General features: G+C 66.9%; 13 protein-coding genes. 7 read left to right on the top strand and 6 right to left on the bottom strand.

Translation table 11 applies throughout. The features are described from left to right. The first annotated feature begins 181 nt into the window (after positions 1-181). From NX780_RS20410 to NX780_RS20395, 4 genes are all read left to right on the top strand, one after another. The gene (locus NX780_RS20410) at positions 182-541 is read left to right on the top strand and encodes an ArsC family reductase (protein WP_258829714.1); all 360 of its coding nucleotides are present in this window, start codon (positions 182-184) and stop codon (positions 539-541) included. Next, positions 538-1677, top strand: a complete 1140-nt coding sequence (gene dapE / locus NX780_RS20405) for a succinyl-diaminopimelate desuccinylase (protein WP_258829713.1) — start codon at positions 538-540, stop codon at positions 1675-1677. The genes NX780_RS20410 and dapE overlap by 4 nt, the downstream gene beginning before the upstream one ends. Positions 1678-1704: 27 nt before the next feature. Next, entirely contained in the window at positions 1705-2595 is an 891-nt protein-coding gene (prmB, locus tag NX780_RS20400; protein ID WP_258829712.1) for a 50S ribosomal protein L3 N(5)-glutamine methyltransferase, read from the top strand. A 123-nt stretch (positions 2596-2718) separates the two neighbouring features. Continuing rightward, the gene (locus tag NX780_RS20395; RefSeq protein ID WP_258829711.1) at positions 2719-4695 is read left to right on the top strand and encodes an ATP-binding cassette domain-containing protein; all 1977 of its coding nucleotides are present in this window, start codon (positions 2719-2721) and stop codon (positions 4693-4695) included. A 6-nt stretch (positions 4696-4701) separates the two neighbouring features. Here NX780_RS20395 and NX780_RS20390 read toward each other — a convergent pair whose 3' ends face one another. From NX780_RS20390 to NX780_RS20370, 5 genes are all read right to left on the bottom strand, one after another. After that, positions 4702-5163 carry a chemotaxis protein CheW gene (locus NX780_RS20390; RefSeq protein ID WP_258829710.1) on the bottom strand — a complete coding sequence of 154 codons (462 nt, stop codon included), beginning with the start codon at positions 5161-5163 and terminating at the stop codon, positions 4702-4704. 97 nt (positions 5164-5260) lie between these two features. After that, positions 5261-5704 (bottom strand): SRPBCC family protein, encoded by a 444-nt coding sequence (locus NX780_RS20385; RefSeq protein ID WP_258829709.1) that lies wholly within the window; start codon positions 5702-5704, stop codon positions 5261-5263. A 105-nt stretch (positions 5705-5809) separates the two neighbouring features. Further along, positions 5810-6766 carry an IS1595 family transposase gene (locus tag NX780_RS20380; protein WP_441295000.1) on the bottom strand — a complete coding sequence of 319 codons (957 nt, stop codon included), beginning with the start codon at positions 6764-6766 and terminating at the stop codon, positions 5810-5812. Positions 6767-6846: 80 nt separating this feature from the next. Beyond that, positions 6847-7479 (bottom strand): NUDIX hydrolase, encoded by a 633-nt coding sequence (locus NX780_RS20375; protein WP_258829708.1) that lies wholly within the window; start codon positions 7477-7479, stop codon positions 6847-6849. Positions 7480-7488: 9 nt separating this feature from the next. Further along, positions 7489-10389 carry a hybrid sensor histidine kinase/response regulator gene (locus tag NX780_RS20370; protein ID WP_258829707.1) on the bottom strand — a complete coding sequence of 967 codons (2901 nt, stop codon included), beginning with the start codon at positions 10387-10389 and terminating at the stop codon, positions 7489-7491. Positions 10390-10582: 193 nt separating this feature from the next. Here NX780_RS20370 and NX780_RS20365 point away from each other — a divergent pair, with 193 nt between their 5' ends. The 3 genes from NX780_RS20365 to NX780_RS20355 all read left to right on the top strand — a co-directional run bounded on the left by NX780_RS20365 (position 10583) and on the right by NX780_RS20355 (position 12530). Continuing rightward, complete coding sequence (locus NX780_RS20365; protein ID WP_258829734.1) at positions 10583-11425, top strand: DUF817 domain-containing protein; 843 nt, start codon at positions 10583-10585, stop codon at positions 11423-11425. Positions 11426-11539: 114 nt separating this feature from the next. Further along, positions 11540-12046: a nuclear transport factor 2 family protein gene (locus NX780_RS20360; RefSeq protein ID WP_258829706.1), complete on the top strand. Its 507-nt coding sequence runs from the start codon at positions 11540-11542 to the stop codon at positions 12044-12046. A gap of 163 nt (positions 12047-12209) precedes the next feature. After that, a complete protein-coding gene (locus tag NX780_RS20355) occupies positions 12210-12530 on the top strand; it encodes a DUF1330 domain-containing protein (RefSeq protein ID WP_258829705.1) in 321 nt (106 codons plus the stop codon). Between the two features lie 80 nt (positions 12531-12610). On the opposite strand, the gene NX780_RS20350 is transcribed toward NX780_RS20355, so the two are convergent. Further along, the gene (locus NX780_RS20350) at positions 12611-14527 is read right to left on the bottom strand and encodes a flagellar assembly protein A (protein ID WP_258829704.1); all 1917 of its coding nucleotides are present in this window, start codon (positions 14525-14527) and stop codon (positions 12611-12613) included. Between the last annotated feature and the right edge of the window lie 49 nt (positions 14528-14576).

Below are 14576 nucleotides of genomic sequence, written 5' to 3'. Positions count from 1 at the left end.
GGCCTGGGCGGCCCCGCGAGTCCTCCGCCCACGCGTTCGGCCAGCCCAAGCGCAGCCACAGCGCATCCGTGAGTTGAACGCGCGCACGGCAAAGCCGCGCACCCTACCCCACCTGTGTACAATCTTCCCCTGCGAAGCTTGTGCTATCCTCGCGCGTTTCCAAATTTCAAGACCCGCGCCCATGACCATCACCCTCTACGGCATCCCGAACTGCGACACCGTCAAAAAGGCCCGCACCTGGCTGGCGGACAACGGCCACGATTTCACCTTCCACGACTTCAAGAAGCAGGTCCTGGCCCGCGAACTGGTGGCCGGCTGGCTCGAGCAGCTCGACTGGGAAGTCCTGGTCAACCGCAAGGGCACGACCTGGCGCAACCTGCCTGACGAGCGCAAGGCGCAGGTCAATGACAAGGCAAGCGCACTGGAGCTAATGCTGGAAAACCCTTCCGTGATCAAGCGCCCTGTGCTGCAGGGCGTCGGCCCGGTATCGGTCGGCTTCTCGCCCGACATGTACGCAGCCAAGTTCAAGGCCGCCGCATGAAGCCCTCCCGTACCCTCCTGCTGACCGAAGAGCTGATCGCCCTCGATTCCGTCACGCCCCAGGACAAGGGTTGCCAGGAGCGCCTGAAAGAGCTGCTCGCGCCGCTGGGCTTTGCCTGCGAGACAATCGAATCGAACGGCGTGACCAATCTGTGGGCGCGCAAGGGTACGACCTCGCCGGTGTTCGTCTTCGCCGGCCACACCGACGTGGTGCCGTCCGGCCCGGAACACCAGTGGGCCTCGAGCCCCTTCGTGCCGACCCGCCGCGACGGCAAGCTGTACGGCCGCGGCGCCTCCGACATGAAGACCTCGATCGCCGCCATGGTCGTGGCCTGCGAAGAGTTCATCGCGGCCCACCCCGACCATAAGGGCTCGATCGCCTTCCTGATCACCAGCGACGAGGAAGGCCCGGCCGTGGACGGCACCGCGGTCGTCTGCGAGCGCCTGGAAGAGCGCGGCGAGACGCTCGACTACTGCCTGGTGGGCGAGCCCACCTCGTCCCACGTGCTGGGCGACATCATCAAGAACGGCCGCCGCGGCTCGCTCTCGGGCCACCTGGTCATCAAGGGCATCCAGGGCCACATCGCCTATCCGCACCTGGCGCGCAACCCGATCCACCAGGCCGCACCGGCGCTGGCCGAGCTGGCTGCCGAGGTCTGGGACGAGGGCAACGAGTACTATGCGCCGACCTCCTGGCAGATCTCGAACATCGCGGCCGGCACCGGCGCCAACAACGTGATCCCGGGCAGCATGAGCCTCGACTTCAACTTCCGCTTCTCGACCGCCAGCACCGCCGACGGCCTGGAAGCGCGCGTGCACGCCATCCTCGACCGCCACGGCCTGGACTACGATCTGCAGTGGACGCTGTCGGGCCAGCCCTTCCTGACGCCAAAAGGAACGCTGTCGGACACGCTGTGCAATGCCATTCAAGCGGAGCTGGGCGTGCAGACCGAGCTGTCGACCACCGGCGGGACGTCGGACGGCCGCTTCATCGCCCGCATCTGCCCGCAGGTGATAGAATTCGGGCCGCCGAACGCCAGCATCCACAAGATCGACGAACACATCGAGCTGCGCTACATCGATCCCCTCAAGAATATCTACCGCCGCACGCTGGAGCAGCTGCTGGCGCCGCAGTAAACAACGACTCAACGGGAGCCCAGTGCCATGACCAATACCACCTTCAGCACGCCACGCGACCTGCTGCGCTATGCCATCACCCGCTTCAACGGCGCAAAGCTGTTCTTCGGCCACGGCAGCGCCGAAGCCTTCGACGAGGCGGCCTACCTGATCCTGCACACCTTGCGGCTGCCGCTGGACCGCCTCGACCCCTTCCTGGACGCGCGCCTGCTGCCGGAAGAAGTGATCCAGGTGATGGAAGTGATCGAACGCCGCGTCAGCGAGCGGGTGCCGGCCGCCTACATCACCAGGGAAGCCTGGCTGGGCGAGTACCACTTCTACGTCGACGAGCGCGTGCTGGTGCCGCGCTCCTTCATCGCCGAGCTGATCCCGCAGACCTTCAGCCCCTGGGTGCAGGATCCCGAGAGCGTGGAGAACGTGCTGGAACTGTGCACGGGCAGCGGCTGCCTGGCGATCATGATGGCCGACGCCTTCCCGAACGCCGTCATCGACGCCGTGGACATCTCGAAGGATGCGCTGGCCGTGGCCGAGCACAACATCCGCGAGTACAAACTGGAAGGCCGCGTGAACCCGATCGAGTCCGACCTGTACGAGCACGTGCCGTTCAAGAAGTACGACCTGATCGTCACCAACCCGCCCTACGTGAACAGCACGTCGATGGGCAAGCTGCCACCGGAATACCTGCGCGAGCCGCAGATCGCCCTGGCCGGCGGCGAGGACGGCATGGACCTGGTGCGCAAGATCGTCGCCGGCGCGGCCGAGCGCCTGACGCCGGAAGGCATGCTGGTGGTCGAGATCGGGAACGAAGCAGAGTATGCGGAAGCGGCCTTTGGCCACCTGGGCCTGACGTGGCTGAGCACCAGTGCGGGTGACGATGCCGTGTTCCTGCTCACCGCTGAACAACTCCAATCGCAGTAAACCGTAGGGTGGTCGGCTTCGCCGACCGCGCGTTCAACTCCCGGATGCGTCGTGGCTGCGCATGATCGGGCTGGACGCGCGGTCGGCACAGCCGACCACCCTACATAACCCCAGAAATCCGCAATGATCCGCTTCCAGAACGTCAGCCTGATGCGCGGCACCAAGCCGCTGTTAGAAGACGCCGACCTCACCCTCAATCCGGGCGACAAGATCGGCCTGATCGGCGCCAACGGCGCCGGCAAATCGAGCCTGTTCGCCATGCTGCGAAACGAGCTGCACCCGGACCAGGGCGCGATCGACTTCCCCGCAAAATGGCGCATGGCCTACGTGGCGCAGGAGACCCCGGCGCTGGACCGTCCGGCGCTGGAATACGCGATCGACGGCGACGCCAACCTGCGCAAGCTCCAGGCCGAGCTCGACGAACTGGAAGCGCACCCGGACGCGAACGACCACGGCATGCGGCTGGGCGAACTGCACAGCCTTCTCGCCGATGCCGACGCCTATACCGTGCAGTCACGCGCCGAACAGCTGCTGCTGGGCCTGGGCTTCTCGCTGGACCAGATGAAGCAGCCGGTGGCCAGCTTCTCGGGTGGCTGGCGCATGCGCCTGAACCTGGCGCAAGCGCTGATGTGTCCATCCGACCTGCTGCTGCTGGACGAACCGACCAACCACCTGGACCTCGATGCGATCATCTGGCTGGAAGACTGGCTCAAGCGCTACCCCGGCACCCTGATCATCATCTCCCACGACCGCGACTTCCTCGACGAGATCGTGAACGTCATCGTCCACATCGACCAGCGCAGCTTGACTCGCTACTCGGGCAACTATTCGAGCTTCGAGCGCCAGCGCGCCGCCAGCCTGGTGCTCGCCGCGGCCGCGTTTGAAAAGCAGCAGCGCCAGCGCGCCCACCTGCAATCCTTCGTGGACCGCTTCAAGGCCAAGGCGACCAAGGCCCGCCAGGCCCAGAGCCGCATGAAGGCGCTGGCCAAGATGGAAGAACTGGCTCCGCTGCGCGCGGCCGCCGAATTCTCCTTCGAATTCCGCGAACCTTTGTCCGCGCCGAACCCGCTGCTGGTACTGGAGGACGTCGATGCCGGCTATCCGATCCTGGATGGCCACGGCGACAAGGTCGGCGGCAAGGCCATCGTCAAGCGCGTCAACTTCTCGCTGCAGATCGGCCAGCGCATTGGCCTGCTGGGCGTGAACGGCGCCGGTAAATCCACGCTCATCAAGACCGTGGCGGGTGAGCTGATGCCTTTGGAGGGCAAGGCCACGCTCGGCAAGGGCCTGTCGATCGGGTACTTTGCCCAGCACCAGGTCGAGATGCTGCGCCACGACGAGTCGCCGCTGTGGCACCTGGGTAGAATCGCGCCGAACGTGCGCGAACAGGAGCTGCGCAACTTCCTCGGCAGCTTCAACTTCCCGGGCGATATGGTGACCAGTAAGATCGCCCCCTTCTCCGGCGGCGAGAAGGCGCGCCTGGCGCTGGCCCTGATCGTCTGGCAACGCCCGAACCTGCTGCTGCTCGACGAACCGACCAACCACCTGGACCTGGAAACCCGCGAAGCCCTGACCATGGCGCTGGCCCAGTTCGAGGGCACGCTGGTTCTCGTCTCGCACGATCGCCACCTGCTGCGCGCCACCACCGACCAGTTCATCATCGTAGCCGACGGCAAGCTGCAGCCCTTCGACGGCGACCTGGACGACTACAAGGAATGGCTGTTCCAGACCAAGCTGGGCAAGGGTACCGATACCCTGCCCGCGCCGACACCGGCGAAGGAAGCAAGCGCCACGGCTCCCGCCGCGCCGGTCGACCGCAAGGAACAGAAGCGCCTGGAAGCGGAAGAACGCCAGCGCCTGGCCGCCCTGCGCAAGCCGCTCGAGAACCGCGTCAAGCGCCTGGAAGAGCAGATGGCCAAGCTGAACGCGAAGAAGGCCGAGATCGACGTCCAGCTGCTGGAGCCGGGCATCTACGAGGCCGAGAACAAGGAAAAGCTCAAGACCCTGGTGGCCGACCAGGCCTTCGCCTCGCGCGACCTGGAGCAGCTCGAATCCGAATGGCTGGAGCTGCAGGAGCAGCTCGAAGGCCTGGCCGCCTGAGCGGCATCAAGCCACCCGGGCGTCCTCGCTGGGCGCCAGCGACATCAGGCGGTCGATGTCGATCAGGATCATGCGCCGGTCCTTCATGATGCCGAGACCGATGAGGTAGTCGGCCTCGCCGCTCGCCCCCGGCAGCGGCGCCACCTGCTCCGGGCGCAGGCGCACGACGCCCGTCACTCTCTCCACCACCACTCCGACGATCCCGGCCGAGACCCGCACGACGATCACGTCGAGGCCGGGCTTGGGCAGGGAGCGATCGGCCGTGAATGCCACGCGCAGGTCCACCACCGGCATGACCACCCCGCGCGAAAGCGCCACGCCGCCGATGATCCCGCCGTCATTGGAAAAGCGTTCGAGCGAACTGTAGGCCTTGAGTTCCTGCACGGCGGCGTAATCGAGCCCGTATTCGAGCCCGCCCAGGCTGAAACCGAGGAACTGCTGGGGTGCGGCGAAGAAGTGTCGGTGCATGGCGTTTCCTTTCATGGGCAACACCTATCCTAAAGGTGTAGCGGGCTGAAATGTTGACTGCAGTCAACTAACGCACTGCGGCGGGGCGCCTGTCGGCTCACTCCTTGATTTCGGGTTCGACGAGCCGGGCCAGTTGCGCCAGCGATTCCTGCCAGCCGAGGTAGCAGCTTTCGACCGGAATGAAGTCCGGAATGCCTTCCTGCGTGATCCGCACCTCGACCCCGCACACGACTTCGCGCAGGGTGACGGTGGTCTGCATCCGGCCCGGCATGCGCGGGTCTTCGAATTCGGCCGAGTAACGCACCCGCCTGCCCGGTTCCAGCTCCAGGTATTCGCCCCCGAAGGCGTGGCTGCCGCCCGTCGTCAGGTTGGTGAAGGACATCCGGTAGCGGCCGCCGACCCGGCTGTCCATCTCGTGGACGGTGCCGAAGAAGCCGTAGGGCGGCAGCCATTTCGCGAAGGCGCCGGCAGTGGTGAAGGCGCGGTAGATGCGGTCGGGGGTGGATTTCAGGACACGGTGCAATTCGACGGTATTGGACATGGCGGTCTCCTTGTTTGATGTGGCAGAGGACGTCCCTCTGCCATGACGACGAAGAAGCGAGGCGGTTTTCGACATACGGCCTGCTTTTTTACGGCGCTGTCACCATCAGGTGTGGAAAATTCCGACCGCCGCTCTCAGGAGATGTTCGGGTGATGCGATCCGTTCTCCATCCAGCGCCCAGCGCCAGCCGAGGTAATTAGGCAGGTAGCGCGATGCTACGCCGTGAAAGCGCGCCAGCCAGCTGCGCAAACGCTGGTGGTAGGCGTTCACGTTTTGCACGTGCACGGCGCCGCGCACACGCTCGCCCAGACGCAAATTAACGAACGCATGCGCGATCCGCGCTTGCCTGGCGAAGGACCGGTAGGCCCGGTGCCCGTCCGTCACCAGGAGCACGTCCGGGTCGAGCACAGGAAGCAGATGGCGGTGCAGCTGCCTGGCGGTGACGGCAGCCCGGCCGGTGACGAAGGAGCAGGTCTGGCCGCCGCGGTCGCGGGCAACGAGGATGCAATCGTGTTCACGCGAGATCCCCCGGCGCTGCGCGACCCCGCCGCGCTTGCGGGCGGGCCTGTCCAGCTTGCGTGAACCCTTCTGTGATTCGAGCAGGAACAATTCGTCGGCCTCGGCGATGCCCGTCAGGCGCTCGGGCTGGTCATGCCGGATGCCGCCGAGAAAGCGGTGGCGCCAGCGAAAGCTCGTATTGCGGTGTATTTCCACTGCTTTCGCGGCCGCGCGCACACTACGCGAATCAAGCATCTCCGTTGAAAAGTCGAGCCACTTTTCCCGGTAGCGCAGGCGCGCCAGCGGGGTGCCGCTCAAGGCGTTGAAAGTTCGGTTGCAGGCCCGGCAGCGATAGCGTTGCAAGCCGCGGGTTACCCCATGCCGGTAGTGGCGGCTGCCGCCGCAGTCCGGGCAAGACAGTGGCGCCGGCCTTGCCTGCTCGATCGTTTCGCATACGCTGTCCAGTCCGATGGCAGGCCGCAGCGCTGCCAGCAACTGCGAGCGTTGCTGCCTGTTGAGCATGGGTACTTGCCGAAGCAAGCGGACAAAGCCTGGCGAGCGCATGATCCCTCCTGACGGTCCTGTTTGGACATTCGCTCAGCTCAACAGTTCAATTTCTACATCTGACGGTGACAGCGCCTTTTTTACTTCTGCACCAGCAAGGCCACCAGCGGCGCATCGTTCGGATTGACCAACACTTCGGCAAGCCGGGCGCGCGGCACCAGCGACACGGCCTGGCTTTCCCATCCCATGTCGGCCGGGCAGCCGCCCACGCGCCGGGCCGAATAGTAACGGGTCTTGCTGCGGCTGCGCACCAGGTCGCACAGGAAGCCGCTGAGCACCACGCGCAAGCCGCTTTCTTCCCAGGCTTCGCGGATCGCCGTGGCGCGCAGGGACATGCCCGGGTCGCGCGTCCCTTTCGGGAAGGTGGCGGGATAGCCGCCGAAGGCATTCGACGGATGCACCACCCAGACCCGCCCGTCGGGCTCCTCGATCACGACCCCGGCGGCCACGCGCCTGCCGGGCGCCGGCTCGAATGCGGGCTCCTCGAAAGACCCCTGTCCCTCGACCGCGCTCCAGCCGGCGTCATCGACGGGCGCCTCGCGCCACGGCAGGAATGCGATGCCGTTCAGGGAAGCGGGCATGGCGCCGCCGGGCACCACGGTGGCGGTCTGCAGCGGGTCGATCCAGCTGCCGGGTGGCGTCGGCGCAGTCGGTAGCGCGATGCTGACCGCTCGGCCGTATTCGTCTTTCCTGGGATGGATGGCGGAAGGCATGCGGCCATTCTAGCCGAGCAGCGCCAGCAGCTCGCGGATGTCGACCGGCTTGACCAGGTGATGGTCGAAGCCGGCGGCCAGCGAGGCCTCGCGGTCCTGCGGCCTGCCGTAGCCGGTGACCGCCACCATCAGTGCAGCCGCCATGCCGGGCAGCGCGCGCAGGCGACGCGCCAGTTCGTTGCCGTCCATGCCGGGCAGGCCGATGTCGAGGATGCAGGCGTCGAGCCCTGCCCCACCCTGCGCAGCGACGTAGTCGAGGGCGCTGTGCGAATGGTGTTCGATGTGCACCCGGTGCCCCGCGCTTTCCAGCATCATGCCGAGCAACTCGGCCGCGTCGACATTGTCGTCCACCACCAGCACCCTGCGCCCGCTGGCCGCGCTCTGCAAGGCGTCCGGGCCAGGCAGGCTCGCGGCGCCGTGCTCCGCGGACGCCGCCATGCGCGGCAGGAGGACCGAGAAGCGGCTCCCCTGCCCCGCCCCTGCGCTGTACACCGACACGCTCCCGCCATGCAGCTCGACCAGGCTCTTGACCAGGGCAAGGCCGATGCCCAGGCCTCCCTGGGAGCGGTCGGCGCTGCGCTTGGCCTGGGTGAACAGGCCGAACACGTCGCCCTGCACTTCCCGCGTCATGCCGATGCCGTTATCGCTCACGCACAAGAGCACCTCTTCGTCCCGCACGTCCATCTCGAGCACGATGCGTCCGCCGTCCGGCGTGTACTTCGCCGCATTGTTGAGGAGATTGGCCAGCACCTGCACCAGGCGCTTGCGGTCGCCGGCAACCACGGCCTGTTCCGGCGCCAGGTGCACTTCCAGCCGGTGGCGCCGGCCTTCGACCAGCGGGCGCACCTGCTCGACCGCGTCGGCCACGGCATCCTTGACGTCGACCGGCGCATGCTCGAGCGCCACCAGGCCGCGCGTGACGCGCGAGACGTCCAGCAGGTCGTTGATCAGGCTCGTCATGTGGCCCACCTGGCGCGTGACGATGGCGCTCGTGTGGCGCACGCCCTCCGCGTCGAGCCGACCGAGCGCCAGCAGCTCGGCCGCGGCGCCGATCGGCGCCAGGGGGTTTCTGAGCTCGTGCGCCAGCATGGCCAGGAATTCGTCCTTGCGCTGGGCCTCGAGGCGCAGCTGGTCCTGGGCCAGGCGGCGCGCGGTGATGTCCCGGAAGAAGACGGCCAGGCCGCCGCCCATCGCGGGATAGACCCGCACTTCCATCCAGCGCCGCTCCCCGCCCGGCAGCGGATAGGCATAGTCCACCACACCCGGCGAGCGGGATGCCATTGCCACGCGCAGGATGCGTTCGACCTCGCTCCCCATTGATTCCGGAAAGGCTTCCCAGTGGTCGCGTCCGAGCACCTCGGCCGCCGGCCGTTCGATCAGCTGCAGGCCGGTGGCGTTCATGCGCCGCACGATCCAGTCCGTATCGACCATGGCGAAGCCCTCGGTCATCGTGTCGAAGATGTACTGCGACTGGTCGCGTTCGGCGCGCAGCTCGGCCTGGACGGCGGCGGTTTCCACTGCGGCCCAGGTGCGCTCGGCCATCTCGCGCGCCATGCGCAGGTCGTCCTCGCTCCACTCGCGCGGAACCTCGCTATGCATGCTGAGCACGATGCGCAGGACGCCGCCCTTGATCAGCGGGAGGGTCAGGTGGGCGCGCACCCCGATCGCCTCGTGCGCCGCCAGCGAGCCGCGCGTGCGCGGGTCGCCCGCCACGTCGGCCACCAGCACGTCGCGGCCGGCGCGCAGGTCCTGCGCCGTCTCCGGACCGAAGGCCTCGAGCGTGGTGAGCAGGCCCGCGATACTGGCCACGCCGGGGCGGCACCAGTCGCGCCGTACGCTGACTTCGCCGCCCGGTTCGCGCACTTCGGCAAACAGCACCCGCGCGAGATGCAGCCACTCGCCCAGCAGGGCGCTGGCCGCGCCGACGATCTCCCCACCGTCCGCCAGCGGACGCAGGCGGTCGGCCAGCGCCAGCAGGAAGGCCTGCTGGCGCTCGACCCGGCGCAGTTGCTGGACCTGCTCCTCGACCTTGCGCCGCGCCATGTGCTGTTCGGTGACGTCGGTGCCGAGGGCGAAGATGCCGGCGATCGCGCCGTCTTCGACGATCGGCTGGTAGATCACGTTGATGTAGACGCGCTCCAGGGCGCCGCCGGAATCGCGCCGCACCCGGATCGGCACCTCGTAGCCGAGGTATTCGCGGCCGGAGGCGTAGACCGCGTCGAGCACCTCGAACAGGCGCTGGTCCGCCAGCTCGGCCAGGGCCTCGCGCACCGGATGCCCGACGTAGTCGCGCGGCCCGAGCAGGTCGACCATGGCTTCGTTGACGAACTCGAACACGTGCTGCGGTCCGCGCAGCACCGCCATGAAGCTGGGCGCCTTGCGAAACAATGCCTGCAGGCGGTCGATGTCGGCGCGCAGGTGCTGGTTGGTCAGGGTGACGTCGCGCGCGCGTTCGAGCAGGCCGCTCTGCTCCGCCAGCATGGCCGGCGCCTGCGCGTCGGCTGCGCCGCTCGCCCGGCGCCGGCGTTCGACTTCGGTGACGTCGATCGGATGCTGCAGCACCAGCTCCAGTTCGCCCGCCTCGTCGAACACCGGCGAATGCGTGATGGTCCAGTAGCGCTCTTCGAAGCCGCCTTCGGCGCGCGGAATGTCGAAGCGCAGCAGGGCCAGGGTATCGGGCCCGCCGCTGCGGATCACGCGCTCGATCGATGCAACCATCTGGCGCTCGGTCTCCGGGTCGGCCGGAAAGGCCTCCAGCGCCCAGCGCCCGGCGATGTCCTCCAGCCGGCGCCCGGTCGAGGCCAGGTAGGCGCGGTTGGCATACGCGATGACGAGCCGGCGGTCCATGACCAGGTAGGGATTCGGTGATGCGTCGAACAATGCGCGGTAGCGGTGGTCAAGGCTGGCCATTGCCGGATCGGATAGATGATGTGTCCCGCCATTCTACCGATGTCCAGCTGGACGGGCCCTCCTGTTACATCGGAGCATCGCCGCCCGGCCTGGACATTGATTCCGGCAGCCATCTGTGACAACATCGGCTGACCTCCCGGATGGGGCAACATCACAGGCCAGAACAATGCACAAGACGCCCGGCTCCTCGCCCATGACCCTCGCGCTCGACAACGTCCTGCTGGACAAGCGCCCGCGCCAGCTCGGCGGCTGGCGCCGCGGCGGCGTCGAATTCCTCTGGTTCGGCTTCAAGAACGCGCGCGCCTGCCTGTTCGTCGGCCTGTTCTTCGCCGCCATGATGCTCACGCCGCGCGCCGGCGTGTTCGGCATTCCGCGCTACGACCTGCTCCTGCTGGTGGCCCTCGCCATCCAGCTGTGGATGGTGAGGTCCGGCCTGGAAACCATGGACGAACTGAAGGCGATCTGCCTGTTCCACGCCATCGGCTTCGTGCTCGAGGCCTTCAAGGTGTCGAGCGCCATCCAGTCCTGGGCCTATCCGGACTTCGCCTACACGAAGGTGATCGGCGTGCCGCTGTTCTCGGGCTTCATGTACGCCGCCATCGGCAGCTACATCGTGCAGGCCTGGCGCCTGTTCGACCTGCGCATCCGCCACCATCCGCCGCACTGGATGGCGTGGACCATCGCGATCCTGATCTACCTGAACTTCTTCACCCACCACTACATCGGCGACTACCGCTGGTACCTGGCCGCCTGCGCCCTCGGCCTGTACTCGCGCACCACCGTGGTGTTCCGGCCGCTCGACCGCGACCGCAAGATGCCGCTGCTGCTGTCCTTCGTCCTGATCGGCTTCTTCATCTGGCTGGCCGAGAACATCGGCACCTTCTGGGGCGTGTGGCGCTACCCGAACCAGCTGGGCGCCTGGTCCGTCGTGCACGTGAGTAAATGGAGCTCCTGGTCGCTGCTGGTGATCATGACCTTCACCATCGTCGCCAACCTCAAGCACATCAAGGAAAAGATCCACGTCGCGCGTGCCTGAACGCCGCTGCACCGGATTTGCCGCGCGGGAGCCCCTCGAGAACTGTCCGGGCCGTTCAGGCGCTGTTATGATGAATGCATGCGGCATGCTCGCGTCCGCATGGAAGGAAGCACCATGAAACCGCTCATCGGCATCGTCCTGTGCCTGGCGCTCCCGCTCTTGCCAGGCGCCGGCCGTGCTGCCTTGCAGAACGACCGCCCGGCCGTATCCACCGACACGCCCGCCCACGTGCAAAGCGTGCTGCAGTCGCTCGAACGACAGCGCTCGAACGCCATCCTGCAGCGCGACATCTCTACCTTGCGCAAGCTGATGGACCGCGAGTATTCCCACGTCGAAAGCCGCGGCCGCGCGCGCAGCAAGACCGAGCTGCTGACCGCCCTCGACCGGGGCGACATCCGCTTCAAGGTGTACGAGAACGAATCAAGCGAGGTCCAGCTGCTCGACAACGGCGAGGCGGCGCTGGTCACCGGGATCTTCCGCAGCGTGCTGGCCCAGCCCAATGCGAAGATGTTCCGGGGGCGCTACGTGCGGGTCTGGGTGCGGCAGGAGGATGGGTGGAAGAATACCTATCACCAGGCGACCGAGATCCGGCCGGCGCAGACTGCCTGCCCCTGCGATTAGGAATCGACTGAACTGCATGCGGTACTCCGATTGCTATTACCTCCGACGTAATTGGCGCGAACTGGAGTGAAGCCGATACTCCAACCGTGACGACTTTCCTGACGAAGGCCTCATCCAGGTCGGGGAGTCGCAGCACACTTTGCCAATCCAAAAGGAGAACAACATGAGTGCATACGCGGTCGGTCTGCTGAAGGAAGTCCGTTTCGGTCCCGACATCGTCAAGTATCTTGAACGCATCGACGAGACCATGAGGCCGTATCGGGGCCGTTTTCTGGTTCATGGTCAAGGACCTGAAGTCCTGGAGGGAAGCCTCCAGCAGGACCTGGTCATCATAGAGTTTCCCGATATCGAGCATGCCCGCGACTGGTATCAATCGCCCGCCTACCAGGAAATCCTGCCCCTCCGTGCCCGGAACGCGTCGAGCGTCATCTTCCTGCTCGATGGGCTGCCGGAAGGCCACCTGGCGACCGATATCTTGAGATAGCAAGCACCCGGGTCCGCAGCCGCTGGGCGTTCTCGCCCGGCGCCCGCTTTGCCCATGCTTCGATCATCGATCCGCCTGCGTCAGGACGCGACGACGTCCGACGTACTCCAGCTGAAGCTCCCGCTGCTGCCCGCAAACAGCAACTCCGCCCCGCTCGCCTCGCGCAACCTCGCCTTGATGGTCCGCGCCGGCAGGTCGTAGGGCTTGCTCTCGCTCCCCGAGGTATCCGGCTCGACATCCAGCGCCCGCACCGTGATGTCCCCCGCCACCGCCACGATGCCCACGCTGACCGCGCCATCGTGGGCCGCGCGCTGCGTCTCCAGCCGGCCCAGCACCTCCATGCCCGCCTTCTGTTCAAGCTCGATGTCCTTGACTTCCTGGTTGAGAAGCGACATCTGCTTGAGCGCAGGCGCCACGGCCGCCGCCATTTTCTTGAAGGCCGGCTGCTGCTGCTCCGTGAGCACCAGCTCTCCCTTGCGCACCCGCCCGGCCAGCTTGACGTAGTTCGCCACCTCCGGCTGCGCGGCGAGCGAAGCGATCGCCGCGCGGCGCTGCTCGACCAGCCGGCCGAACTGCCCCACGCGCTCGCGGATCATGCCGATCGCCTTGTCGATGCGCGAACAGTCCGGACGCAGCACGAACACGCGCATCTCGCTGTGCCCGCGCGGCAGGGCGCGTTCGATCGACACGCGGCGCGCGGCGATCGCGCAGCCTTCGGCCTGCCCCACGTCGACTTCGTCGGCCATGATGTCGCAGTTGATGGCCTCGACCACCGTCACCTTCGCGCCCGAGATGATGCAGTTCTCGGCGCGCTGCAACTGGACATTGCCCTTGGCGCTCTGGATCACGGCACCGGAGGCCACGCCCTGCACCACGACCGGGCCGTCGGCATTCTTCGCGCTGCCGCCCATCAGGTTGCGGTTCAGGAGCACGGTGCCGCCGCGCGAGGCAATGTGGCCATAGACGTCGGCATGCACGGTGATGCTCTCGCCCTCCACCACGCGGTTTTCCTGCACCTCGCCGAATTCCTCGAAGTCGCCGGATAGATCCAGGTTGCCCGTGGTACGGACGCTGACGCCGTCGTGGCTGATGATCTTGTCGCCCACCGACACGCGGTTGCTGCCGCGTTCCACGTTGACGAAGCCATCCTGCAGCGCGACCAGGAATTCGCCTTCGGCCAGGCGGTCGATGATGGTGCCCGGCCCGCACCAGCCATTGAAGTCGAGGTCGTCCGGCAGCTCGGGCGGGAGCACGATGCCGGACAGGTCGAAGCCGGACTCGCCCGCCACGCGCGGCAGTTTCTGCAGCAGGCGCTTGCCGCGCTGGACCTGGGGAAAACGGTTCTGGAAGCTCAGCAGGTCGAGCTTGCCGTTGGCGAGCTGGCGCGGGGCATCGCTGCGGTGCAGGTCGCCCGTGACCTCGACCACGCGCGCGTCCTGTCCCGGGGTCGGCGGCAGGCGGCGCGCCACCACGATGCGGCCGGCGGCGCCGCTGGAGATGGCGCCGCGCACGGCCTCCAGGTCGATGCCGAAGCGGATGCCCTTCATCCACATGTCGGCGACGAATTCGTCGAGGTCGAGGCTGGTGGGCTGTTCTTCGCCGTCCTCGTCGCGCATGAAGACCGGTTCGAAGTAGTACTCGGCCTCGCCGTCGGCGATCCTGGCGGCGCGATACAGCTGGCGCCGGGCCGGGGAGAAAGGCAGGATGTCGCCGGCCAGGCGCACCAGGGGCTCGCCGCGCGGATGGCGCGGCAGCTCGGGGCCGTGGCCGAACAGGGCCTTGACCAGTACCGGATAGTCGAGCCCTGCGAAGTACTGGTTCTTCAGGAAGATGGCGTCGACAGCGGCGACCAGGGCTGGGCCGAGGGCGTTCAGGTCGGCATACACGCCGTCGTCCTGGCGCACGATGCAATGGGCCGGCGCCGCGGGAGGCGCGACATGCGCTGAATGGCGTGCAGCCGGGCTATCCGGCAGGATGCTTGCTGCGGAGTTGGACACGGGGCGCCCTCCAGTCTGGTCTAGTGGGCGCCACGATAGCATGTTGCGC

This window comes from Massilia agri (assembly GCF_024753255.1).
Taxonomy (GTDB): Bacteria; Pseudomonadota; Gammaproteobacteria; order Burkholderiales; family Burkholderiaceae_D; genus Telluria; species Telluria agri.
This window is presented reverse-complemented; position numbering and strand designations above follow the sequence as displayed.

Bases quoted from the DNA above. Each gene is read 5' to 3' on its own strand.
- NX780_RS20380 (WP_441295000.1), bottom strand. From the start codon at position 6,766: ATGCGCTCGCCAGGCTTTGTCCGCTTGCTTCGGCAAGTACCCATGCTC.
- prmB (WP_258829712.1), top strand. From the start codon at position 1,705: ATGACCAATACCACCTTCAGCACGCCACGCGACCTGCTGCGCTATGCC.
- dapE (WP_258829713.1), top strand. From the start codon at position 538: ATGAAGCCCTCCCGTACCCTCCTGCTGACCGAAGAGCTGATCGCCCTC.
- NX780_RS20355 (WP_258829705.1), top strand. From the start codon at position 12,210: ATGAGTGCATACGCGGTCGGTCTGCTGAAGGAAGTCCGTTTCGGTCCC.
- NX780_RS20365 (WP_258829734.1), top strand. From the start codon at position 10,583: ATGACCCTCGCGCTCGACAACGTCCTGCTGGACAAGCGCCCGCGCCAG.
- NX780_RS20385 (WP_258829709.1), bottom strand. From the start codon at position 5,704: ATGTCCAATACCGTCGAATTGCACCGTGTCCTGAAATCCACCCCCGAC.
- NX780_RS20410 (WP_258829714.1), top strand. From the start codon at position 182: ATGACCATCACCCTCTACGGCATCCCGAACTGCGACACCGTCAAAAAG.
- NX780_RS20390 (WP_258829710.1), bottom strand. From the start codon at position 5,163: ATGCACCGACACTTCTTCGCCGCACCCCAGCAGTTCCTCGGTTTCAGC.
- NX780_RS20360 (WP_258829706.1), top strand. From the start codon at position 11,540: ATGAAACCGCTCATCGGCATCGTCCTGTGCCTGGCGCTCCCGCTCTTG.
- NX780_RS20375 (WP_258829708.1), bottom strand. From the start codon at position 7,479: ATGCCTTCCGCCATCCATCCCAGGAAAGACGAATACGGCCGAGCGGTC.
- NX780_RS20395 (WP_258829711.1), top strand. From the start codon at position 2,719: ATGATCCGCTTCCAGAACGTCAGCCTGATGCGCGGCACCAAGCCGCTG.
- NX780_RS20370 (WP_258829707.1), bottom strand. From the start codon at position 10,389: ATGGCCAGCCTTGACCACCGCTACCGCGCATTGTTCGACGCATCACCG.